The following is a 23,239-nucleotide window of genomic DNA, read 5'->3' as shown; positions in this document are numbered from 1 at the left end:
GTCAACTTATTGTTCCCTAAAAAGTATTTTTAATCACATCATTAACTTTTAGGAACGGCAGCACAGGTTAATGCTTGTTGCACTTGAGCAGGAGATTTATCTGCAATTAACTCAATTTTGCCTTCAGCATTACGATACCAAGATGTAGCTGAGATTAAAGATGGGGTCGATTTAGGAATTTGTGCCTTGACTGCGCTATTACCACGATATGCAGAGATATCACGAATATCCGACCAAGTGCCTTGGCGTAGCCCGTCGTAAACATCACTGCCTACTTGTTGATTGGGATTTTGGGGTATTCCACCTCTTCCCGTAGCGATAAAACTACTACCACTTGTATCTGCACAACCTGCGGCAACTTGTTGAGATGAATCTACTAAGTTTGCAGGTAATTCAATTAAGCCAGAATTGGGGTCAATGCCAATATTATTAATGTCTACAGTACCGCTAACTCCAAATTGAGAACTGGCAGTTATGTCATTTTCGTCTGTGAGTTGATCACGAAACTCTAAACCAAAGATGCCTTGTGTTGTAATTTGGATATTCCCACCAGTCCCTGTAATGGCATTAGCGGTAATATCGCTATTTTCAAAACCTGCAATAATGGGTGCATTAATGCTGATATTGCCGCCCGTCGCTGTACCTGTGGCATTGGTACTAATTTTACTGCCATAACGCATTAGCAGAAGATCAGTGTTGAGACTAATATTACCGCGATCGCCTGCGGAGACTTCCGAAACGAGACTACCACCTTGTTCGAGCTTGATTCGGTTGGCATTAATCAGCAAGTTCCCTGAGTCACCGCCACCTGTATTACTAACAGAAATTTGCCCATTATCAAGAACATTGAGTTGATTAGCCACTAAATTAACTGAACCAGCATCAGAGGTGGTAGTAGAAGCTGCTGTAATGATGCTGGGGAGAATGCGACCATTAGTTAAGAGTTGGGAATTACCTTCTACAGTTATATTGTTGACTTGCAAGTTGATATTACCTGCCGCACCATTGCCATCCGTGGATGAGGTAATTTGTCCACCATTGAAAACGCGCAAGTTATCGGCTGTCAAGCTAATATTACCTCCCTTGCCTGTAGAATTCTGCCCTATCGCTACAGTGATACCACTGGGAGCTTGGCTGTAAACATCAACCACGGGATCGCTAACCTGCACATTAGTAGCTTGAATCGTGATATTCCCAGCTGTACCTCTACCTGCGATCGCCGCATTCAGACTACCTGCGATCTGACTGGATATGGTTCCACCCCCAGTAAGGTGAAGTTGCCCTGCCTGAATTGTAATATTGCCCCCTTGACCATCAGCCGAGTTGAGAATTGAACTAACGATCCCGCTGTTAAAATTGTTGCTTGTTGTCCCACGAATCTCCAGGCTTTGAGTTGCCTTCACAGAAATATCTCCAGCTTTCCCAGTCACAGGCGAGAAAGCACCAAATAAATCAGTGCTAATGCGTCCCCCATCCAGTAATCGTATCCGTTCAGCCTCCACCGTAATTGCACCACTATCATTCTGTTGCCCTCCCGCAACTAACGTTGTAATTAACCCTGAGACATAAACCCCTGTAAGCGGATTCGGAAACGGTGTGAAACCATTGATTTCTATATCTGTAGCCCGAACCTTAATATCGCCTGTTCTGGCATTATTGATCGGTGCAAAGGTAAAAAAGTTAACACCAAAGTTAAGGGAGTTGATCCATGCGCTATTAGCAAAGCGCAATCGTGGAGTCTCAACCGTGATATTCCCAGCAGTTGCGCCACTGCCAGTCACACTAGTGGACAACCCAGGAGGGATATAATTATCTGGATGAGAGATACCTAATAAATCTACAAATTCTGTAGTTTGGACATTGATACCCTGTCCTTGACCATTCGCACCAGTAGAGGATTCTATATTTGAGCCATCTTGAAGGGTTAACCCCCGCCCCCGGATGTTGATCGCACCCCCAATCGCCCCACTGGTGTTGATATAGGAAGATTGTTGCAGGGTAATATTTCCCCATGTTGGCGATGAAGATAAACTCGCCAGTTGCCAGTTGCCAGAGGTGAGTATATCCACAGTACCATTTTGTATTGCCCACAGTTCCACACGGCTATCCGGCGCAGAAATGTTGGCACTATTGATATCCACTTGTCCCCCAATTAATGCCAGGGTTTGATTTGGTGCTGTTGATAATGTTGGCATCCGAAAGAAGAAATTGTTGGCAGGTGTACCTTCGACTGCGATCGCTCCAGCATTGCTTCCCATCTGCAAACCAACAGGTACGCTCATGGTCAATAAGGCAGGTGTTGTCGTATAATTTGCACTAAATTCCGTCCCATCGGCAAATTTGATGCTATCGGCAGTTGTTCCCACAAACGACCCACCAATATTTAAGCTGGCATTTTGTCCAAATATAATCCCGTTGGGATTCATCAAAAATAAACTGGCAGGATGATTACCGTTAAGAGTCTGAATCAAGCCATCAATATTGGAAATATTTCCACCTGTAACCCGACTAAATATAGTTTTAATATTGGGCGTATTGGTTAAATCAAAGGTTGCTGAACCACCTGTAGGCACAGAAAAGTTACTAAAACTGTGAAATAAATTATTACCTTTTTCAATACCATTAAGGATATTAAAATTATTGCCATTTGGGTTGACAATGGTGTTAGTTGTCCCATCAGATGTGACTTGTGCGTAAGCGCAGCTACTCCAAGGGAGTATCGCTGTTCGTATCATCCCTGGAGTTAATAACCCAGTTGTGAAGATTAATAAAAAGGGTACAACTCTCATGACTAAATAATTTCCTTGATTTGATTTCAACTTATTGTTCCCTAAAAAGTATTTTTATTAACATCATTAACTTTGAGGAACGGCAGCACAGGTTAATGATTGCTGCACTTGAGCAGGAGATTTATCTGCAATTAACTCAATTTTGCCTTCAGCATTACGATGCCAAGATGTAGCTGGGACAAGTTTTTGTTGAGATTGGGGTATTTTTGCCGTAGTTACGTTATTTCCACGATATGCAGAGATATTGCGGATATCAGTCCAAGTGCCTTGGCGTAGCCAGTTGTAGACATCGCTGCTCACTTGTTGATTGGGATTTTGCGGTATACCACCCCGTCCCGTTGCCACAAAACTACTACTAGTATCATCAGAACAACCTGTAGCTATTTGTTGCGATTGGTCGGTGACATTCTCTGGCAATTCCACTAAACCAGAACTGGGATCAACTCCAAAATTATTAATTTGGACTGTGCCATTAACACCAAATTGAGAACTCGCTGTAATATCGTTTTCCGAAGTAAGTTCGTTGCGGTATTTTAACCCGAATATGCCTTGGGTCATGATTTGAATATTACCGCCATTACCTTGGACTGCATTAGCGACAATATCACTATTTTCTAATCCCAGAATGATGGGGGAATTGATGGTGATGTTGCCTCCATTACCAATACCACCTGCATTAGTAATCAGTGAACTACCACGACGCATGATCAAGTCGTTTGCGGTTACAAAAATGTTACCGCCTTCACCCTCAGCAGTAGCGGCGGTAAGACTACCACCATTGTCGAGTCGGATTGAACCCGCATTAATTTCAAGTTTTCCGGCATCGCCAACACTTTGATGATCAACCCCGACAATCGCCCCATCTGTAATCTGCAAGTGCGAGGTATTGAGGATGAGTTTGCCAGTATTACCTGTGATCACATCTGGTAATCCAAATAGTTGTCGAATGGGTGGTGCAAGCAATTCTCCTCTAGCACCAATTCGACTAGGAAGACCAGAAAAACTCCCGACTCCACTGACTTCAACACTGTCGGAAACATTGATGAACAAATCTCCACCATTGCCACTATTTACGGTAGAGGCAACTATACCTCCTCCATCTCGCAACCTTAGTTTAGGGGTGTTAATAGTTAATTGACCCGCATTTGCTTGGCTAAAGGTGCCTGCTACTATTACGCTTGCGGCCAGGTTTTGTGGGTTTTCTCCGATTACTTCGATGAAGTCAGAAGCATTAATAGTGGTATTGCCTCCTGCTCCATTTCCCCAAGGAGAATTGCCAATTACAGCACCATCTAAAACCTGTAATTTGTTGGTAACTACTCGAATATCACCACTTTTCCCAGAACCTCTGGTAATTGTGTTCAGTGAACTGGCAAATCCGCTAATCGGTGATAGTCCTGTAATCTGAAGCAAATCCCCAGTTTCGACAGAGATATTACTTCCTGCACCTTGACCAAAATTGATTCCATGAAGTGCGCCTCCATCTTTGAGGAATACTTGTGAGGCAGAAACTAGGATATTACCCCCTCCACCATCGCCGAAGTTATCAGCACGTAACAGACTTTGCGGAAATCCATTGGTCCCAAATCCCCACAGTGTTAACGACTCACTCGCATTCATGCTGATATCGCCGGAATTGCCACTGCCTTGATTAACTAATAAGGCCGCAGAGGCATCATTTAAGCCAATATTTCGACCTTGAAAGTGAATAGAACCCGCAGGAGTACCACTGGCATCAGTAAGGGATTGATGAGAAAGCTGAATATTACCAAATTGTTGGAGATTGCCATAATCAAAACTCCAAATAGGAACGGAGGTGTTGAGATTAACTGTGCCATTACTGGCGCTACCAAGTTCAATATGTCCAGAAGGTGCGTTTAACACGCCACCATCTAAAGCGATTTCTCCTCCTACTAATGCCAGGGTATTGCCAGAGTTAACGCTTAACCCTAGAGGATTGTTGCTGCGATCTGGAGAAGATACCAAAGGGTGAATCAGGAATGTCAAAAGATGTCCGGTGTTCTGGACGGTAATTGCACCGGGATTACTTCCCATCTGCAAACCTACAGGTATACTCATAGTCAGTAAGGGGATACCTGAAGCATTCTCTGCACTAAAATCTACACCATCGCTAAACTTAATACTATTTGCTGTTGTCCCCACAAATGACCCGCCAATATTCAAGGAGGCATTTTGACCAAACACAATTCCGTTGGGATTCATTAAAAACAAACTAACTGGATTATTGCTGTTGAGAGTTTGAATTAATCCATCAATATTGGAAACATTTCTACCTGTTACCCGATTAAATATAGTTGTAATGTTAGGCGTATTGATTAAATCAAAGGTTGCTGAACCACCTGTCGGTACAGAAAAATTACTAAAACTATGAAATAAATTATTACCTTTTTCAATACCATTAAGAATAGTAAAATTATTGCCATTTGGGTTCACAATGGTGTTAGTTGTCCCATCAGATGTGACTTGAGCATATGCACAGCTACCCCACGGGAGTGTCACTGCCATTAGCCCTGGAGTTAATAACCCAGTTGTTAACATAAATAGAAAGGGTGTAACTCTCATGGCTAATAATTTCCTTAACTTGATATAAGTTTATTGTTCCCTAAATAGTATTTTAAATAACATTATTAGTAAGAATTCAGGAGTCAGGAAGAAGGAGTTAGGAGTCAGGAGTTAGGAGTTAGGAGTTAGGAAGAAGGAGTTAGGAGTCAGGAGTCAGGAGGAAGAAGAAAGAATAAGGAAGAAGGAAGAAGGAAGAAGGAATAATATTTTTCTCTTCTGTTCCCTGCTATATCAAATATTCTGTATCCTGAATCCTTACCATTATTAAGAGAAACTGCAAGGTTAATAGACATAGGAGTGAAAAGGATGTAGAGACTTTGTATGCAATGTCTCTACAGGATCGCCTCTTTTAAAATGGTGAATAGCTCACTGAAAAGTACAAACCATTTTCCTGGAGACTGCTCTTGTCACCTTCTACAGAAACTAGTGGAATACCCCAATCTAGGCGGGCTGAGAAGTTATTACCCTGTTTCCACAGCAGTCCTAAGCCGGTACCCACTAATGTACTTGTTGATGGATTATCGCCCTTGGTATTCCAACCTTGACCCACATCAATAAAAGGCGTTAGTTGCAGTACTCCATCAATTTTAGCGGCACGCACAATCGGCAACCGCAATTCTGCTGAAAACAACAACCCGTTATCTGTAAGTAATGTGTCTTGGCGATAGCCCCGCACACTAACCTGTCCACCAAGACCAAATTGCTCTAATGGTACTAGGGAATCTGCGGCTAATTGCAAATCGCCTTTCACTAAAAATAAGGTGTCAGATGCCAATTTTCGCACCCACTGTGCCTGTCCTCGCCAAGCGAAAAAGCGACTATCTGGAGCATTGTCACTGACGTTAGCCCCGAACCAATCTACACCAAAGCTAAATTGCGATCGCATGGCAAAGACTTGGCTGGTGCTGCGCTGGGTATAATCCTGAAAGAAGCGTAGGGCAGATATGTTAGTTTTGCCGTCGGCATCTGCACCGGGTGATAAAGGAAATCCACCAATATTATCCAGACCTAATTCAGTTTGGCTTTCTTGGCGTGAGAAGGATAGCCCCATTGCTAATTCCTGAGTGGGCTTTTGTATCAGTGGTTGGCGATAACTCAATTCGTAAGATGTGGTATTTGATTGAATATCCAAGACGGTGAATGGTTCTTCAATCACGCGGTTCCAACCCTGATTAAAACCTAAAGATATGGTGCCATTGTGGGCATTAATCGGTAGTTTGTAATTCACGTTGATGGCATTACTACCATCGGTATTGGCGTATCCCACGCTGAGGGTATCACCTAAACCGAGTAAATTGGCTTCTTGAAGATCTACTCCGCGACGAAAACTGCCCACACTAGGCGATCGCCCATTATCTATGGTTGTGGTGAGGGAGAATGTGTCGGCTTCTTGCACCTCTACTTGCAATATATTGGTTCCTGGAACTACACCCATTTGTAACTCTGCTGAGAGGTTTTGAATGCGCGGATCGAGGCGGAGTAGTTGTAATTTTTCTATTAAACGCGGCACATTCAGGGGTTTTTTAGCGCCTAGTTGAATGCGATCGCGGATGTATCCACTCTGTAATCGCCGATTACCAGTGATTTTGATTTCTTGCAGACTACCTTCGATTACCTGAATTTTGACTGTCCCAGCTTCTAGTGTCTGCGGTGTAATCAAAGCCCCTGTGGTGACATAACCTTTGTCAGTGTAGAGCTTGGTGATGACATCTTTGATTTGTAATAACTCGACAAATGTTAATTCCTTGCCCAAAAAAGGCTTTGTAATTGCGGCAAACTCCTCTGGTGTGAAAACTGTACTCCCAACAACTTCAATGCGATCGACTTGAAATTTAGCATTAGCATCATCCTGCCCCGGTATTGATTGATCCGGTAGTTCCACGGGAGGAAGTAGTTGTTCTTCTTGCATTGACGGCTGTGGTAGCACATCCGACGGTAAGGGATTGACAGGAATATCTTCTAATCTATCTGATGGTAGTGAACTAGGATTGGGAGTTTGAGCGTAGACGTAGCCCGTCCTAGACATTGCTTGTTGATAGTTACATAGCAAAGTTGCGACAACAAAGCTGCAAGCAAAAAGTTTTCTTTCAGGAATAATACTTAAATTATTATTAAATATTTTTGTAAAAAAAACGAATACTCTCTCAAATGCTTCTAGTCGTTCTTTGACTTCCTTTTCTCGACCATATAATTTTTCGGGAATAGTCAAGCGATGTCTAATATCTCGCTCCTCTAACACAAAAGGTTCGCTAACTACAGGGTTTCGATCAGTTTGTCGATGCTTGCGACCAACCTGTGTTCTCGAACCATTATAGAGTTTTTTAGTTATCTGATATCCGGAAATACTAAACATATTGGTAAATCGGTAGTGGTAAACACCAGAACTAACCCTTTCAAGGTGCATTAATCTTCTGTATTCTTTGGGCTAGAATTTTAGCAGTAGAGGTATGAGATTTGTTCTTGAGGTAAGTTCTTTGTGGTTGAGCAATTATCACGATTAGGTTGCTCCAAGCTTACCTTGACTCAGCATATTTTTAATAGATGTCCATCATCTACACTTCACATAATTTTTTAATCCAAAAGTATACTCCTAACGCTTTGACGTAATCAAAAAAAACTATTATTCGCTTACTAAGTTATACTCTGATACTTTCGGATGAAAGAGTAGCCTTTTTGACTAGCACATCAAAGAATAATAATTTTCTACTATACTGCTCTTTCCCACTATGTTCAAACCGTGATTTCTCATAAAGAGATAAAAACAAAAAGTCAAAAGCTGCGAGATTGTATATATAGAAGGCATTTTAGAGCTTATAAAACATGACCACAATGATAACAGACTTTATATCAAAGTGGTCAATTAGTAGTTTCATGAAAATATAATTTTTTTCTACTACGGGGAAATCTGATCAAGGAAAAGTCGAAAGCATAGTAAGTATTTTCACAGAACAACGAGCTTCCACACGTAAGTAATTAGCTCAAAACCTTTCTAGCTTTATTTTTTCTATATAAACATATACATATTAGTCTTAATCTATGATAAATCCCAAATTTTTCTATTTCACTCGATTCTTTTTCTGAAAATAATTTTTGCATTGTTAAAATGGCATTTGCAATATAAAATATTGTTTTTGTCTTTTTTTTTAATAGGTGTGTTAATTTAAAAAGAAAAGTGCTGTAAAAAGAGAATAGATATTAAATAAGATATACACGGTTTCACAAAGAAACAGAATTACCTATTTTTTGTTGAAGAGAAGTAATAATTTCAGGAGTTAGTTCTGCTTCTGGTTGTACTACCTCACGTTCAGCTAAAACTGATTTAATTTGACTTTCGGAAGCTTTTCCTAAGTCTTGTAATAGTGTTTGAAAACTCTGTTCTTGCTCAATTATTTCTTTTTTTGGTGTTGCTTGAATAAACTCTGTGGATACAGCTTGGCGAGTTAAAGCATAAACTATATATTGGTTCAAAGAAACACCTTCAGTTTCAGCTAACTGGATTAATTGTTGGTGTAGTGTTTCTGGTAATCTCAGTGTTAATCTACTCATAGCTAAATTTCTCCAGATAAGAATTTTATCACTTTAAATATAGGTGGTTTGTTACAAGTTGTTAACATACTCTTCGACAGGTGAGTATTCTGACTAAGATACAATGGGTGGTTTGTCAAATGATTTTTATTTTTGTTTTGGAGTAATCTTCTATTATGAGGTTGAATAATCAAGGATATCTTAGTTAATCTAAGAATAGAAAGAAAAGAGGAACTGATGTATGACTGATCAAGTAGAAATTAATAAAGGTCACACTCAATCTAATAAGCTACCTAAATCTATTAAGATTAGAAACTTAAAAATCAGAAATTTTAAGGGATTAGATGATATTGAACTTAATTTTCCAGTTCCACAACTAAAAGATGATCCAGATATCATCGTTATGGGTAGTCGTAATGGACTAGGTAAGACATCAGTATTAGAGTCTTGTGCATTGCTATTTTTAGCAGCATCTCAAGATAGTTCTTCATTGCATAAAATTCTTTCTACAAGTATATTAACTAATATTCCTGACCTGTTAATCCAAGCAGGTAAAGAAGAAGCAAACATTAGTGGAGATTTTTATATTGGTAATGATAGTTTTGATGTGAATCTGCAAATTACTCGCAGTGGTAAATTTAAATTTCACAGTAACAGTAATAAAAAAGCTTTACAGGAATTAATAAATCAGGAAAATTTTTATTCATTTTCTACTCGTGATAATATCGAGAATTTCTTCTATTCTTTAGTAGGATTGAGTACAGACCCAACTATATTACCCCATTTTATTTATTTTCATAGCTATAGAAAAATTCAAGAAGGTAGCCCAGAACTTGGTATGATTCTTGAAGAAGATAAATCATACAAAAGAAACCGATTTAGAATTAGACCAGAATTAACCATTAGCACCTTTAAACTAGAAATTTTACGTTCCTTAATGAGTAGAGGTGGACTGTTTGAAAATTTAGATAATACCGCAGCAGAAAAAGATTTGGACACATTAAATGGACTAATGAGAAAATACGCATCCGGTACTATTGAAAAATTGCGTCCATCACCTGATAATACTATTGAGTTTAGAGTAACGCCAACAAATGGTGGAGAATCTTTTACTTTTGACGGATTAAGTTCTGGACAAAAAGAAATAATATCAACTCTTTTTTTGATTTGGAAATATACTGCTCGTTATCCAGGAATAGTTCTGATTGATGAACCAGAATTACATCTTAATGCAGAATGGCATCGCCGATTTATTCATAATTTATATAAACTTGCACCGCACAATCAGTATATCGTTGCAACTCATTCTGAGGATATTTTTGCATCAGTAGAATCTGATAGACGTATTCTATTATCGTCTAGTGGAGATGGATGAAATGACGATTAAAGTAACCAGGGGAAACGCATCTTATCAATAAGGACAATTGAATCTCAATAACGACCTATAAATTCGCATTAATGCCTCCTTATTGACAATACTTTAATCAATCACCATGACTCCAAAAAAATCAATCAAACGATAAATTAAGATTTCTTCGTTGATACATCAAAATTGTATTTTGTCAAGATAATTTAGATGCGTTTCCCCTGTTAAAGTAACGACTAATATTCCTTCTGAAAAGGTAAAACAAGGCGCAAGTCACGTTATTTTTGTAGAAGGTAAGGATGATAATTCAATAGATCCTTTTATCATAAATACACTTTTCACTAATAATGATATTTTTGTGGATGTTAAACCTCTTGGTGCATCTTTTCATATCAGAAGTGCAGCAGAAGCTTTGCATCCACATCACCCTGAATACTATTTTATTATTGACAGAGACCATTGTTCTAATGAAGAAGTTGAAAGTACATGGTCTAATTTTCCAGATGAAACCAAGAATAATTTATTAATATGGAAAAAACGAGAAATTGAAAATTATTTTCTTTCCATAGATTATTTAATTAAAAGTTCTTATATTAATTGTGATCGTCAAAAAATAGAACAGTGTATTTTACGTATTGCGCGTGAACGAGTTTTTTTTGAAGCTGCTAACAGTGTCATAATTGGCTGTAGAGAAGAATTTAAAAAGAAGTGGATTAAGAATTTTGAGAAAGTTGGTGATTTTAAAACCAAAGAAGATGCAATTTCAAAATTAACAACAAAAATACCAGAGTTTTTGCAACGTAAACAAGATTTATGTCAATATACTGATATACAAAGTATTGAGGAAAAACTAAATACAATTCTTGCTGAATTTTATGGAGGTAGCGAAAATTTAGAAATTGGGTATGGTAATTGGATAGATTTAATGGGAGGTAAAAAACTATTTTCTACCGTTGTTAATGAATGTTTTAAGGTAGAAAATACAAGCGGGAATAGAATAACTGGTAAAGATGCAATAAATGCTGTCGTCAAGGATTTATTAAGACAGCCTCTTAGTGAACAACCTGATGATTTTCAACAACTTTGTGAATTAGTTAAAAAGAGAATAAATATTAAGTAAGATATACACGGTTTCACAAAGAAACGATATTACCTATTTTTTGTTGAAGAGAAGTAATAATTTCAGGAGTTAATTCTGCTTCTGGTTGTACTACTTCACGTTCAGCTAAAACTGATTTAATTTGACTTTCGGAAGCTTTTCCTAAACCTTGCAACAGTGTTTCAAAGCTTTGATTATTAGCTGTGTTAGTTGTCATAATTCGAGATTTGGTTATTTGAAAACTTGATTGCTAATCTATTTATTAAATTGAGTACCTCTAATTCATTTTTTATTTTCTCCTTATTTTCATTGTCCTTTATATTAATTTCAGTATATTTGGTATTCGATAACAAAGTTATATAATCAGTGTCATTTGGCAATAAATAGTTGATATAAATCCCTTCTCTATCATTTCCAACTAGAAAATTGCTAGAATAATAGTCATCCTGTATACGTTTTGGTAATGATCTTGTTGTTAAAATTTGTTCAATAAATAAAGCTGTTGATTCAGTAATTTCTTGATGATTATATTTATCTGTTATCTGATTTTTCTTTGAAACATAAGGAAATAATTCTGCTTTATTATCATATTGAATTGGTAGAATAATAAAACCCTTTGAAGCTACCGCTACTATTTTTTTTAATGGAGTTTGTGAATTATATGGAGTTAATAAAATTCCTTGAAATTGAAATTTTAGTTTAGATGGTAAATGATTAGATATCTCAGTTTGTAAAATTTCTTTCAATTTTAAAATTTGTTCAATTCCATTTTCTAAAGAGTTGTGATTCTTACCTTTCATTTCAATAATTGTGCAAATGCAAGAATTAGAATCAATATAAAGAGACATATAATCTGGACGCTTTAAGTTTTGATCTCTTATAAGAGGATCATTTCTTCTATCTATTTCAAATAAAATACATATAGCTTGATTTTGAGAATCTAACGTTATCCGAAAATGTACTCCACTTTCTTTAGGAACACTTCTTCCTGGTACTGAACAGAACACTAGCAGATTTTCTAGAAAGTTAAAATTTTGCCAGTCAAGTTTATCTTTTTTATCCTTGAGAATTTGAGCAGGACTATTCTTCTGTTTCATCTGCTTTTTCTTGTCCTGCTTCATAAATTTGAAAAAACTTTTGTTGAATATCTACAGAAACATCACTTAAAGTATCCCATCTAATGCCATAATCTGGATCATTTAATGAAACTAATTTATTATCTTTCATTTCATAAGCACTAACTTTATCAATATGTAAAAATGCTCTTTCATCTTGAAGATATAAAGATGAAGATTGACGTTTTAATATTTCAGGATTTTCATGATTACCATTAACTAAATTATTCAGATGTGCCATAATATATGGACTATGGGTTGTGAGTAAAACTCTTACACCAAGATTAACAAGAATAGATAATGCTTCCAATAGCTTTGCTTGTGATTCTGGGTGTAAGTTCATCTCTGGTTCATCTATTACCAGAAAATCACCTTTACTTGCGCGAAATCTTAAATATAACAATAATGGCGCAAGTTGCTTGATAGAAGAGGAAGCATTATATAGGTCAATCTCTAAACCTTTTTTGACTAAAACTTTAATTTCTTCTCCTCCAAGTTGAGTAGATTTAAAATATGTTTGATTTTTGTTTTGTAGTTGATTCTCAATATCATCTGCTAATTTATAAAATTCGTTATTCTCATTTGAAGATATTTCTTTTGTAAATTCTATGTCAGATAAAAACTCTAAAAAATCTTCTACTGGTTGCGGATAACGGATAATTGGAGCTTTATTTAAGTTAACTTCCTCAAAGCTAGTATTACTAATTAACTCTCTTTGTTGTTTTTTCAGGATTTGATATCGCTTATTCTCCAGTATTTTATAGGTATTTATAAAAGCATTTCGTTCAGCCGGGAATGGTATGGTATCAGAAGAAAAAAGTATCTTTTTTATAGCTTCAATAAAATATATTTCTGGTGTATCCGTTTTATGAAATTTACTAAAATATTCTTTTGAAAGTGTTTTCGCTGCTAAAGCTATATTTTTTCCCCCATTTTTATATTGAGATTTGAAAAATAAAGTATTATTTTTACGACTAACTTTTATTTGTATGTAATTTTTGTCTATCAAAGAAAATATATCAAAAGGTTTTTTTATAGTTAATTTATTTATTGCATCCTCAACTTCTTGGCGAGAAATTATCGTTAAAAATGATGTTTCAGAGAAAAGCTTATGACTTGAATCCTGAAAAAATATTTCTAAATCACTTCCTTGAAACCTTTTTGCTATTTCTTCAGCATCTTGGATAAAAAAATCAAGTAGGTTATTATCTATTGGTAGTGACCAAATACCTTCATTGTCCTGTTTGAATTTTAATTTACCGTGGTTTAAAATTTGTCTAAAACGCTGCCATAAACCATAAATAGAATAAGCAATATAAGTTTTACCTGAGTTATTAGGTCCAATAATTACTGTCAGAGGACGCAAATCTAACTCTGTTTCTTGAATACTGCCTAAGTTCGAGAATTTGATTTTCATTTTTCGCCTATATATTCCAATAGAAAATATTATTTTAGCATCAAGTCTGTTAATACAGTATCTCCCGTATAACATGAGGTGCTATGCGTGTTATTTAAAAAATTTATCAGATTTTATTATTGATTCGATTACTGATTTTTTCAAATTCAACATTCTCACTACAAAATCAGCATAATCTTCTTTTGGATATTTAGGATTAGCTACATATTCCAAATCATCTGGTGGAGGAGGATCAGGAAAATTAAAATCCTCATACCACCAGCCTCTGTTTATCAATGAATAAATCTCTTTTAGCTCTTTAAAATGCTCTGTTAGTGATATTTCTCTGGCAGATGAAAAACTTGTTTCTAACCTACGATTAAAAATATCTTGCAAATCATTATATTCAGCCATATCTGAACTGGCATTTTTCCGAATATAGATCAAATTTTTCTTGATACCTTCCCCATCTTTTTTAGACAGAAAAGGAATATATTCTGGTGAATATTCAATAATAACTACTCGAAATGATTTACCTTTTATTTCTGTATACTCAATTTCATTAAAATTAAAATCAATTACCTCATAACTTAATTTATCAGGTACATAAGCATTAATATCTCTTAAAAAATGAGTTTTATCATTTAATCCAATTCCTACAGACTCAAATTTCCCATTCTCTGTTTCCTTAACTCCAAATACAATCACACCACCAGCTTTATTTGCCATTGCGATAATATGCTTGGCTAAAATTGGCGGAGTAATTAATGCACTTTTAAAATCTAAATCATCATGTTCGCCAGTATGATCAATTAATAATTTACGTAATGATTCACGACTGGGATTTTCAAAAAAAACTGCAAAAGCTTCTTTAAGTCCTTTTCTATTTTCAGTATTCATAAATAGTTATTCAATATCTATGCTTTTCTCTAAACGGTTATTAGCCACACTATAACACCCCCCATAACACATTTTTCCCTCCTATCACTCACATTGTCCCTAGCAGTAATAGAATAATGAAGATATCCTTATAAAGCCTACCAAAAACAGAAGGTAGTAATTAAGTAGCAGATTTGACAGAAGTAGAACACCAAAACTCTGTATCCAGAAGAGATTACTGAAAAGCGAAGTAAAAATTTTTATGGTTTCCCAAATTCGGTTTTTAATGTGCGCTCCTGACCATTATGATGTGGATTATGTGATTAATCCTTGGATGGAAGGGAATATTCACAAGTCCTCACGCGATCGCGCGGTGGAGCAATGGAATAAATTATACAGTGTTATCAAAAATCACGCCATTGTTGATTTAGTTGCCCCAGAAAAAGGTTGGCCTGATATGGTATTCAGTGCCAATGCAGGTTTAGTCCTCGGTGAAAACGTCGTTCTCAGCCGCTTTTTACATAAAGAACGTCAAGGTGAAGAACCGTATTTTCAACAGTGGTTTGAAAACAATGGTTTTAATGTTTACACACTTCCTAAAGACCTGCCCTTTGAAGGTGCTGGTGACGCATTATTAGACCGGGAAGGGCGTTGGTTATGGGCTGGATACGGTTTTCGGTCAGAATTAGATTCTCACCCCTACCTGGCGAAATGGCTGGACATTGAGGTGATTTCTCTGCGGTTGATGGATGAGCGTTTTTATCATCTTGATACCTGCTTCTGTCCCTTAGCAAATGGTTATTTGCTGTATTATCCCGGTGCTTTTGATTCCTATTCTAACCGCGTCATTGAAATGCGCGTTGCACCGGAAAAGCGGATTGCTATTGAAGAAGCTGATGCTGTCAACTTCGCTTGTAATGCGGTGAATGTGGAAAGCATCGTGATTATGAACAAAGCCAGTGATAATTTAAAATCACGTTTGGCTGAAGTTGGTTTCCAAGTTATTGAAACCCCTTTAACGGAATTTCTCAAAGCTGGTGGTGCGGCTAAATGCTTGACTTTGCGGGTGACAGAACCTATTGGTGAGGAAATTCACGCTAACGCATCTGTAGAAAGTCGTGTTATCCGCATGGAAGGACACTTACTAGATGCAGGTTTAATTAACCGCGCTTTAGATTTAATTGTGGAAATGGGGGGAAGTTTCCAAGTTCTCAAATTCAACTTGGGAGAACAACGTCAAAGTACATCTGCGGCTGAGGTGAGGGTATCTGCACCATCGCACGAAGTGATGGAAGAAATTATATCTCAGTTGATTGATTTGGGTGCGGTTGATTTACCCCAAGATGAACGGGATGCTAAATTAGAACCTGTGATCCAAGCGGGTGTTGCTCCTGATGATTTCTATGTCAGCACGATTTATCCGACTGAAATCCGGGTAAATGGGGAATGGCTGAAAGTGCAGAATCAACGCATGGATGGTGCGATCGCAATTTCTCAAACTCCTAATGGTATAGTTGCTAAGTGTAAACTGCTGCGTGATTTAGAAATTGGTGACAAAGTAGTTGTCGATGTATTAGGTATCCGCACCGTTCGCAAAGCCGAATCACGCGAACAACGCAACTCCCAAGAATTCAGCTTTATGTCTTCCGGTGTTTCCAGTGAAAGACGGGTGGAAATAGTCGTTGAACAAGTGGCTTGGGAATTACGCAAAATTAAAGATAGCGGTGGTAAAGTAGTTGTCACAGCGGGTCCAGTGGTGATTCACACTGGTGGTGGTGAACATCTCTGTCGGTTGGTTCGGGAAGGATATGTTCAAGGACTTTTAGGCGGAAATGCGATCGCAGTCCATGACATGGAACAAAATATGATGGGAACATCTCTCGGTGTGGATATGAAGCGGGGTGTGGCTGTCAGAGGTGGACATCGACATCACTTGAAGGTAATTAACATTATTCGCCGTTTTGGTAGCATCGCTAAAGCTGTAGATGCGGGAGTGGTGAAAAGTGGGGTGATGTATGAATGTGTGAAAAATAACATTCCCTTCTCCCTAGCTGGTTCGATTCGGGATGATGGACCTTTACCCGATACCCAAATGAACCTGATATTAGCACAACAGGAATATTCGCAAATCATCCAAGGTGCAGATATGATTTTGATGCTATCTTCTATGCTTCATTCTATTGGGGTGGGAAATATGACTCCAGCGGGTGTGAAGATGGTCTGTGTGGACATTAACCCAGCGGTAGTGACTAAATTGAGCGATCGCGGTTCAATAGAATCTGTAGGTGTGGTGACAGATGTCGGTTTGTTCCTCAGTCTGCTGGTGCAGCAGTTGGATAAGTTGACAAGTCCTTATGTTGCTAATGTAGGTTAGGAAATAGATTTTCCTTATCAATATTGCGGACATCATTTACTTTATGGGTAATTATGTATGTCCGCAAACTATAATGAGTTTTAACTTTAGATCCAAACCGTCCCTCTGTTTTATGACCAGACGAAACCACAATAAGCTTATCTGATTTAGTTCCTGAAATGAGTAAATCTAAATTATGGTACAAGAAGATTCCTTAAGGTTTAGTATTGAAGAAATTAGTGCAACTTCTCAGCATTTAAAAACTGTAATTAACTTAGGTAATACTAATTCAGAAACGCTTGGTTTTTTACCCTATGGAGCTTTTGAAAGACTAGCAGACGAAGGTCGTATTATTGGTTTTATTATTCCAGAAGTAGGTTGTGTTGGATATCTGCTTTACGGTATTAGTCATCGTGACTATAGAGTAAAGCTTACCCATCTTTGTGTAGATAAAAATTGGCAAAAAAGAGGAATAGCAAAAAGATTACTCCAGTATTTAAGAAATAAAACCCAGCATTTATATGGAATTCTTTTATCATGCCGTCGAGATTATAACTTGGATGGAATGTGGGCTGCACTTGGCTTTGTTACTCCTCATGAAAGACCTGGAAAAAGCAAAGAAGGTAGTATTCTAAATGAATGGTGGTTAGATTATGGTCATCATAGTTTACTCACTAATCTTGCCTATCAACAAACTGCATCTAGATTATGTGTTGCTATAGATGCTAATATTTTCTTTGATTTAGTAGATGATGAAAAGTTTGATGATGAAGGAAAAGAATCTAAGGTTTTAATTTCTGACTGGCTAGATTCAGAAATAAAATTATGCTTAACTGATGAAATTCTAAATGAAATTAACAGAAATCCAGACAGTACAAAAAGAGGAAAATTACGTACAGCAACCAGTCATTTTACATTACTTCCTTCTTCTCAAGAAGAATTTGATAAAGTATGTCAAAATATACGTAAATTTTTTCCTAAAAATATGACTGCTAGTGATGCATCAGATTTACGGCAAATTGCTAGAGTTATTAGCTCTCAAATTAACACCCCTTACTTTACCACTAGAGATAAACGTTTACTAAGTATTGAAGAAGAGATTTATCAAGAATTCAATCTGACCATTATTCATCCTATTGATCTGATTCTTAAATTAGATGAATTACGCAGAGAAAATGAATATCAACCAGAGCTATTAGGTGGAACTAATATTAAAGAAAAGCGCATTCAGAGTAAAGAGATCGATTCAATAATTGACCTATTTTTAGCTTATTCACAAGGTGAAAGAAAACCAGATTTTAGAAAAAATATTCGCAATGTAGTTTCAAATACTGAACAAATCAAATGTTTTACAGTTAGTCAAAATGAAGAATTAATAGGTTTAATAGTCTATGATAGATCAGATAATGACGAGTTAAAGATTCCTATTTTTCGATTCAGGAATGCGAAAATTACTCCTACTCTTTTACGGCGTTGTATTTTTCAATGTTTTACAACGGCTGCTAATGAAAACAGGCAATTCACTAGAATTACTGAAACATACTTGGATGATACAAGCATTACAGCACTTTTTGAAGATGGTTTTTTAAAGACTGCATCTGGATGGTTAAGAGCTAACTTAGCTATTACAGGAAATGCAGTAGATATTTCTTCGCATATTACTAATTTGTGTACATCATCACATCAAGATTATGACAAATATCTTCCATTTGCAGATATTTTATTAAATCAAGATTTACTTCAAAGACCAGAAATTATGGCAGATATTGAGAGAATGCTTTATCCTGCCAAAATTACTGACGCTGAAATTCCTACTTATATCATTCCTATTAAATCACGCTGGGCTAAAGAATTATTTGATAAAGAATTAGCAGAAGAAGGAATATGGAGAGCTAAAGAAGAATTAGCCCTAAAACGTGAGGTGGTTTACTACTCTTCCAAGCGAAAAATGAAATATCCAGGAAGAATTTTATGGTATGTTACTTCATCTCCTGATGATCAAAATAGTTCTGCTATTCTAGGAGCTATTAGAGCTTGCTCTAGACTAGATGAAGTAACAATTGGTAAACCTAAAGATTTATATAAAAAATTTAGAAGATTAGGAATTTACAGTTTTCAAGATGTTTTAAAAACGGCTAAGAACGATTTAGATAAGGAAATCAAAGCTGTTAAATTTAGTGACACAGAATTATTTGTAAATCCTATAAAATTTGCAGAAATAAAAACAATGCTAAATCGATCTATTCAACTTCAAAGTTCTATAGAAATTTACCCAGAAGAATTTAAAATGTTATATAATAGAGGAACTTCAATTTTTATATAACGTTAAAAATGAGTCTGATGTCTCCAAATGTACTTCTAATATCTATTCACTATGAATACGCCAATATGATATTTGATGGTAATAAACAAGTTGAGTTTAGGCGTGTTAGACCTCGACATCTAGGTGAAGGTGATCTAATTCTTGTTTATGCAACATCTCCTGAAAAAGCATTGTTGGGAATTCTTGAAGTAGAGAAAGTTGTTGAAATGCCTCCTAATAAGCTTTGGAATATTGTTAAAGACAAAGGTGGCATTAATCAAGAAACATTTCATAAATACTACAAAAACTCACAAATTGCTTTTGCTATTTTCTTTAAAAATCCGTTCAGTTTCGATTCACCAATTACAATTGAGAAACTAAGAGAAGAGTGGAAAGATTTTCGACCGCCACAGTGTTATCACTATTTAAAAGATAGAGAAATAAATCTTATCAAATCTATTACAAAATACGATATTTTAGCGTTATCTCATAAGTTCAAAGTTTATCAAACTGAACTATTACTTCAAGTTTAAAAAACAATATTTATATATTACTTATTATTTGAATTTAAATCTATTATACTAAATTAACAACTACATTTTCTTAAATAGTATGAGTGAAACCCTGGCTGATATTGCTATACCACCGCAGTTTCCTGATCATACTCAACTACCAGAGTCTGATGGTGAATTCGTGTTCGCGGAGCGTGCCGAAGGCAATAATTTTCAAGAACATCCCCAAAGCATAATTATCACAGATTCAATTATTCAAACTTTACAAAAGTTACATCCAGATGGACTATTTTGTATAGGTCAAGATTGTGGTATTTATTGGCGAGAAACAGAACCACCAGAAAAAGGCACAGTAGCACCAGATTGGTTTTATATCCCTGATATCGCACCACAATTATCAGGTAAAATTCGCCGTTCTTATGTATTATGGCGGGAATATATACCCCCATTAATTGCCATAGAATTAGCTAGTGGTAATGGTGACGAAGAACGAGATACAACTCCTCTATCGGGTTTAAAAGAAGGTGAAAAACCAGGTAAATTCTGGGTATATGAACGCATTATCCGCATTCCTTATTATGCTATTTATGAAGTGAATAATGATAAATTAGAAGTTTATCATTTGGTTGATTTCTCTTACCAAAAAATGCAGCCTAACGAACGTGGACATTACCCAATTCCCCCTTTAGGTGTAGAATTAGGACTATGGCAAGGAAGTTATTTAAATAATCCTGAACAACTTTGGCTGCGCTGGTGGGATTTAGATGGCAATTTATTATTGGTAGGTAAAGAAGAAGCCCAATTACAAAGATTAAGGGCTGAACAAGCAGAACTTAAAGCTGCAAAATTAGCAGCACATATGCGAGAAATGGGTATTGATCCAGATGATGATTTATAATCTATTTGGGTATTAAAGAAAACGAAACACAGAGGACACAGAGAAAAGATGCAAAGGGCAATTTTATCAAAGGACTTACAGTTTAAACAAATTAATTGGGTGAGTTTTTTTGCTGATTTCTTGTTAGCTGGAATGGTGGTTGGTCCCCTTATTGCTCCTTTTTTAGCCACATCTGGCGTGTTTTTGCTTCCGGGTATTGCAGACATTATTTACTTTATGGGTAATCATGTATGTCCGCAGCCTACTATGGGTTTGGAGTTATCACCACCATTTATTATGGCAGTATGTATGCGCTGTTATGGGACGGTATCAGGTTTATTAATTACTCGAATTTTGTATGGTTTAACTAATGGCAAAGGTGTTTTTTGGTTAAGTCAATATGCTTGGAATGGTGCGGCTTTTGCTAGTGTGTTGATGATGGCTTATCCGTTGGAATTAGCAGCGCAGATTTTTGGATTGTGGGATTTTAATAATTATATAGTTACGCCTTTTGGTTTGATTACTGGTTTAGCTTGGGGTTTATTTGCTATGCCAATTTTACATTTTCGTAAGATATGATAATTTTTTATTGAGGTGGGGATGATGGGGAAACTACAAATAATTGAGCCGAATCAATCCTATACATTTGCAGATTACTTTAAATTAAATTCTGAACCAGAAGAGATTCTAGAATATTTTGGTTACAAGTTTCGATCCGAATCTGTGACTTTACCAGTAACTCAAGAAAATCTAGAAAGATTAGCAGATTTGAAATCTAGAATTGAAGAAAGTTTACCTTACATTAGTTTAACCAGTGAAACAGCCAGAAGGGAGTTTTTGATTGCTCCTGTCATTATGGAACTAATTCACTATACTCATGCTAAGGTGAGAGTAGAGTATGCTTTAAATATCAATAACCAATTGAAAGAAGTTGTTGATTATTATCTCAAATCTGAAAATCAATTATTAGTAATTGCAGCTAAAAATGCAGATTTAGAACGAGGAGTTGTGCAATTAGCTGTCGAGTTAATCGCTTTTGATAATTGGTCTCCTATTGATAATCCTATCCTTTATGGAGCAGTTTCTATTGGTAATATTTGGCAGTTTGTGATTTTACATCGTGAATCAAAACAAATAATTCAAGATTTAAATCTTTATCGTGTACCAACTGATTTAGAAATTTTAATGAAAGTTTTAGTAGGTTTAATGAAAAATTCGGAATTCTAATTAAAGTAGGTTGAGTTTTTGTGTCTTTAGTTTGGAAGTTTTTTTCACGCAGAGTCGCAGAGAGTTATAATTATAAGCATCACCAGCTAAGGAAATAATTAACTATGCTACAAACTGTTAAAGGAATCTACAAAAATGGAAAAATTGAGTTAGCTGAAATTCCTAAAAATATCTTAGAAAGCCAAGTTTTAATCACTTTTATAGAAACTACAACACCAGAAAATATTGGTGTACAAAGTTCAACAGCAGAACTATTTAGTTCCCTACGTGGTAAAGTCCAGTATTTTGAAGATATGACTACTTCCACAACTGAAGAATGGGGAGAAATATGACTGTTATTTTAGATACTTGTGCCTTAATTTGGTGGAGTCTCGATCCAGATAAACTTTCTCTTACCGCGAAATCAGCTTGTCAGGAAATGGAAGTTGATAAAAGTGGTTTGGTTGCTTCTATTTCACTTTGGGAAATCGCCATTAAAATTAAAAATCAAAAATTAGATTTAGGAGTTTCTGTCACAACTTATCTGGAAACTTTACAAAAATCTGATGTGATTAAAATCTGACGGGGGGACAATAATGGCTGAAAAGCTTATACCGCAAGGATTTGAAAGAGAAGTCCATTCAAAATATCAAACCAATTTTAGGATTAATACCAACGTAAAATAGGATTTTCCGAACGAAATTATTGACAATGGAATCAATAAGGGTGGAAATTGATCTGTATCTTTTTATGTCTAACAAGATTGAAAGGCTTACAGAGTCTTGGTTTCAAGGTACTTTGTCCCCCCGTCAGGATTAAAATAATTCCCATTGATGAAAATTTATGGTTAGAAAGTGTTGCTTTAGAATGGAGTCATAAAGACCCCGCAGATCGGGTTATTGTTGCTTTAGCTAAAAAATATCAGGCTGATTTAATTACATCAGATAAAATAATCATGGGATTTTACAATTCAGTTATTTGGTAAATTTTTAGATTTTGAATTCCTCCATCTACCGAATTTCGTATTCGTTATCTATGACTATTTGCTTAAAAACCATATTCTCTAAGACTTCTTGCGGAAAACTTTCTTGTTTCTGCATTTCTAGTTCATTGATTTTGGCTAATAATTCATCAATATTAGGAATTGATAAATTAACTTTTTGAAAGTTTCTTTCTCCCTTTGAATAGAGTTCTTTCAATTCTTGTATATCCATGTATTTACTCATCTCTTTTTCTT

20 protein-coding genes are annotated in these 23,239 nt (G+C 36.2%); 11 read left to right on the top strand and 9 right to left on the bottom strand.

The annotated features are described in order from the left end of the window. Nucleotides 1–41: 41 nt before the first annotated feature. From VB713_RS02830 to VB713_RS02815, 4 genes are all read right to left on the bottom strand, one after another. Entirely contained in the window at nt 42–2,789 is a 2,748-nt protein-coding gene (locus VB713_RS02830) for an S-layer family protein (protein WP_323310068.1), read from the bottom strand. Between the two features lie 66 nt (nt 2,790–2,855). Further along, nucleotides 2,856–5,372 carry an S-layer family protein gene (locus VB713_RS02825; protein ID WP_323310067.1) on the bottom strand — a complete coding sequence of 839 codons (2,517 nt, stop codon included), beginning with the start codon at nt 5,370–5,372 and terminating at the stop codon, nt 2,856–2,858. Nucleotides 5,373–5,721: 349 nt separating this feature from the next. After that, a complete protein-coding gene (locus tag VB713_RS02820) occupies nt 5,722–7,398 on the bottom strand; it encodes a ShlB/FhaC/HecB family hemolysin secretion/activation protein (protein WP_323310078.1) in 1,677 nt (558 codons plus the stop codon). Nucleotides 7,399–8,588: 1,190 nt separating this feature from the next. Then, on the bottom strand, nt 8,589–8,918 hold the full coding sequence (locus VB713_RS02815) for a YlcI/YnfO family protein (protein WP_323310066.1): 330 nt from the start codon (nt 8,916–8,918) through the stop codon (nt 8,589–8,591). 220 nt (nt 8,919–9,138) lie between these two features. Between VB713_RS02815 and VB713_RS02810 the strand changes: the two genes are divergently transcribed. Together VB713_RS02810 and VB713_RS02805 are read left to right on the top strand one after the other, a co-directional pair. Beyond that, on the top strand, nt 9,139–10,272 hold the full coding sequence (locus VB713_RS02810) for an AAA family ATPase (RefSeq protein WP_323310065.1): 1,134 nt from the start codon (nt 9,139–9,141) through the stop codon (nt 10,270–10,272). 349 nt (nt 10,273–10,621) lie between these two features. Beyond that, nucleotides 10,622–11,383 carry a hypothetical protein gene (locus VB713_RS02805; protein WP_323310064.1) on the top strand — a complete coding sequence of 254 codons (762 nt, stop codon included), beginning with the start codon at nt 10,622–10,624 and terminating at the stop codon, nt 11,381–11,383. 13 nt (nt 11,384–11,396) lie between these two features. Here VB713_RS02805 and VB713_RS02800 read toward each other — a convergent pair whose 3' ends face one another. From VB713_RS02800 to VB713_RS02785, 4 genes are all read right to left on the bottom strand, one after another. Further along, the gene (locus VB713_RS02800) at nt 11,397–11,579 is read right to left on the bottom strand and encodes a hypothetical protein (RefSeq protein ID WP_323310063.1); all 183 of its coding nucleotides are present in this window, start codon (nt 11,577–11,579) and stop codon (nt 11,397–11,399) included. Beyond that, entirely contained in the window at nt 11,569–12,459 is an 891-nt protein-coding gene (locus VB713_RS02795) for a hypothetical protein (protein ID WP_323310062.1), read from the bottom strand. Before VB713_RS02795 ends, VB713_RS02800 begins: the two co-directional genes overlap by 11 nt. After that, on the bottom strand, nt 12,443–13,894 hold the full coding sequence (locus VB713_RS02790) for an AAA family ATPase (RefSeq protein WP_323310061.1): 1,452 nt from the start codon (nt 13,892–13,894) through the stop codon (nt 12,443–12,445). The genes VB713_RS02795 and VB713_RS02790 overlap by 17 nt, the downstream gene beginning before the upstream one ends. Nucleotides 13,895–13,984: 90 nt before the next feature. Continuing rightward, nucleotides 13,985–14,773 carry an ATP-binding protein gene (locus VB713_RS02785; RefSeq protein WP_323310060.1) on the bottom strand — a complete coding sequence of 263 codons (789 nt, stop codon included), beginning with the start codon at nt 14,771–14,773 and terminating at the stop codon, nt 13,985–13,987. 241 nt (nt 14,774–15,014) lie between these two features. Between VB713_RS02785 and VB713_RS02780 the strand changes: the two genes are divergently transcribed. The 9 genes from VB713_RS02780 (at nt 15,015) to VB713_RS02740 (ending at nt 22,987) form a co-directional block, all read left to right on the top strand. Beyond that, complete coding sequence (locus VB713_RS02780) at nt 15,015–17,126, top strand: TIGR00300 family protein (RefSeq protein WP_323310059.1); 2,112 nt, start codon at nt 15,015–15,017, stop codon at nt 17,124–17,126. 175 nt (nt 17,127–17,301) lie between these two features. Then, the gene (locus VB713_RS02775) at nt 17,302–19,428 is read left to right on the top strand and encodes a GNAT family N-acetyltransferase (RefSeq protein WP_323310058.1); all 2,127 of its coding nucleotides are present in this window, start codon (nt 17,302–17,304) and stop codon (nt 19,426–19,428) included. A 17-nt stretch (nt 19,429–19,445) separates the two neighbouring features. Continuing rightward, complete coding sequence (locus VB713_RS02770; RefSeq protein ID WP_323310057.1) at nt 19,446–19,940, top strand: ASCH domain-containing protein; 495 nt, start codon at nt 19,446–19,448, stop codon at nt 19,938–19,940. Between the two features lie 79 nt (nt 19,941–20,019). Next, nucleotides 20,020–20,817: a Uma2 family endonuclease gene (locus tag VB713_RS02765; RefSeq protein WP_323310056.1), complete on the top strand. Its 798-nt coding sequence runs from the start codon at nt 20,020–20,022 to the stop codon at nt 20,815–20,817. 48 nt (nt 20,818–20,865) lie between these two features. Further along, nucleotides 20,866–21,375 carry a DUF2085 domain-containing protein gene (locus tag VB713_RS02760; protein ID WP_323310055.1) on the top strand — a complete coding sequence of 170 codons (510 nt, stop codon included), beginning with the start codon at nt 20,866–20,868 and terminating at the stop codon, nt 21,373–21,375. A gap of 24 nt (nt 21,376–21,399) precedes the next feature. Further along, the gene (locus VB713_RS02755; protein ID WP_323310077.1) at nt 21,400–22,023 is read left to right on the top strand and encodes a hypothetical protein; all 624 of its coding nucleotides are present in this window, start codon (nt 21,400–21,402) and stop codon (nt 22,021–22,023) included. 104 nt (nt 22,024–22,127) lie between these two features. Beyond that, nucleotides 22,128–22,355: a hypothetical protein gene (locus VB713_RS02750; protein ID WP_323310054.1), complete on the top strand. Its 228-nt coding sequence runs from the start codon at nt 22,128–22,130 to the stop codon at nt 22,353–22,355. Then, nucleotides 22,352–22,585, top strand: a complete 234-nt coding sequence (locus VB713_RS02745) for a hypothetical protein (protein ID WP_323310053.1) — start codon at nt 22,352–22,354, stop codon at nt 22,583–22,585. The genes VB713_RS02750 and VB713_RS02745 overlap by 4 nt, the downstream gene beginning before the upstream one ends. Before the next feature lie 180 nt (nt 22,586–22,765). Next, nucleotides 22,766–22,987 carry a type II toxin-antitoxin system VapC family toxin gene (locus VB713_RS02740; RefSeq protein ID WP_323310052.1) on the top strand — a complete coding sequence of 74 codons (222 nt, stop codon included), beginning with the start codon at nt 22,766–22,768 and terminating at the stop codon, nt 22,985–22,987. A 25-nt stretch (nt 22,988–23,012) separates the two neighbouring features. On the opposite strand, the gene VB713_RS02735 is transcribed toward VB713_RS02740, so the two are convergent. Continuing rightward, the gene (locus VB713_RS02735; RefSeq protein WP_323310051.1) at nt 23,013–23,228 is read right to left on the bottom strand and encodes a hypothetical protein; all 216 of its coding nucleotides are present in this window, start codon (nt 23,226–23,228) and stop codon (nt 23,013–23,015) included. Nucleotides 23,229–23,239 lie beyond the last annotated feature (11 nt).

Origin of the sequence: Anabaena cylindrica UHCC 0172 (genome assembly GCF_034931625.1) — a bacterium.
GTDB classification, from domain to species: domain Bacteria; phylum Cyanobacteriota; class Cyanobacteriia; order Cyanobacteriales; family Nostocaceae; genus Anabaena; species Anabaena cylindrica_A.
The sequence above is the reverse complement of the archived record's forward strand: the minus strand, read 5'-3'. Positions and strand labels throughout refer to the sequence as shown.

Bases quoted from the DNA above. Each gene is read 5' to 3' on its own strand.
- VB713_RS02830 (WP_323310068.1), bottom strand. From the start codon at position 2,789: ATGAGAGTTGTACCCTTTTTATTAATCTTCACAACTGGGTTATTAACT.
- VB713_RS02825 (WP_323310067.1), bottom strand. From the start codon at position 5,372: ATGAGAGTTACACCCTTTCTATTTATGTTAACAACTGGGTTATTAACT.
- VB713_RS02820 (WP_323310078.1), bottom strand. From the start codon at position 7,398: ATGTCTAGGACGGGCTACGTCTACGCTCAAACTCCCAATCCTAGTTCA.
- VB713_RS02815 (WP_323310066.1), bottom strand. From the start codon at position 8,918: ATGAGTAGATTAACACTGAGATTACCAGAAACACTACACCAACAATTA.
- VB713_RS02810 (WP_323310065.1), top strand. From the start codon at position 9,139: ATGACTGATCAAGTAGAAATTAATAAAGGTCACACTCAATCTAATAAG.
- VB713_RS02800 (WP_323310063.1), bottom strand. From the start codon at position 11,579: ATGACAACTAACACAGCTAATAATCAAAGCTTTGAAACACTGTTGCAA.
- VB713_RS02795 (WP_323310062.1), bottom strand. From the start codon at position 12,459: ATGAAACAGAAGAATAGTCCTGCTCAAATTCTCAAGGATAAAAAAGAT.
- VB713_RS02790 (WP_323310061.1), bottom strand. From the start codon at position 13,894: ATGAAAATCAAATTCTCGAACTTAGGCAGTATTCAAGAAACAGAGTTA.
- VB713_RS02785 (WP_323310060.1), bottom strand. From the start codon at position 14,773: ATGAATACTGAAAATAGAAAAGGACTTAAAGAAGCTTTTGCAGTTTTT.
- VB713_RS02780 (WP_323310059.1), top strand. From the start codon at position 15,015: ATGGTTTCCCAAATTCGGTTTTTAATGTGCGCTCCTGACCATTATGAT.
- VB713_RS02775 (WP_323310058.1), top strand. From the start codon at position 17,302: ATGGTACAAGAAGATTCCTTAAGGTTTAGTATTGAAGAAATTAGTGCA.
- VB713_RS02770 (WP_323310057.1), top strand. From the start codon at position 19,446: ATGTCTCCAAATGTACTTCTAATATCTATTCACTATGAATACGCCAAT.
- VB713_RS02765 (WP_323310056.1), top strand. From the start codon at position 20,020: ATGAGTGAAACCCTGGCTGATATTGCTATACCACCGCAGTTTCCTGAT.
- VB713_RS02760 (WP_323310055.1), top strand. From the start codon at position 20,866: ATGCAAAGGGCAATTTTATCAAAGGACTTACAGTTTAAACAAATTAAT.
- VB713_RS02755 (WP_323310077.1), top strand. From the start codon at position 21,400: ATGGGGAAACTACAAATAATTGAGCCGAATCAATCCTATACATTTGCA.
- VB713_RS02750 (WP_323310054.1), top strand. From the start codon at position 22,128: ATGCTACAAACTGTTAAAGGAATCTACAAAAATGGAAAAATTGAGTTA.
- VB713_RS02745 (WP_323310053.1), top strand. From the start codon at position 22,352: ATGACTGTTATTTTAGATACTTGTGCCTTAATTTGGTGGAGTCTCGAT.
- VB713_RS02735 (WP_323310051.1), bottom strand. From the start codon at position 23,228: ATGAGTAAATACATGGATATACAAGAATTGAAAGAACTCTATTCAAAG.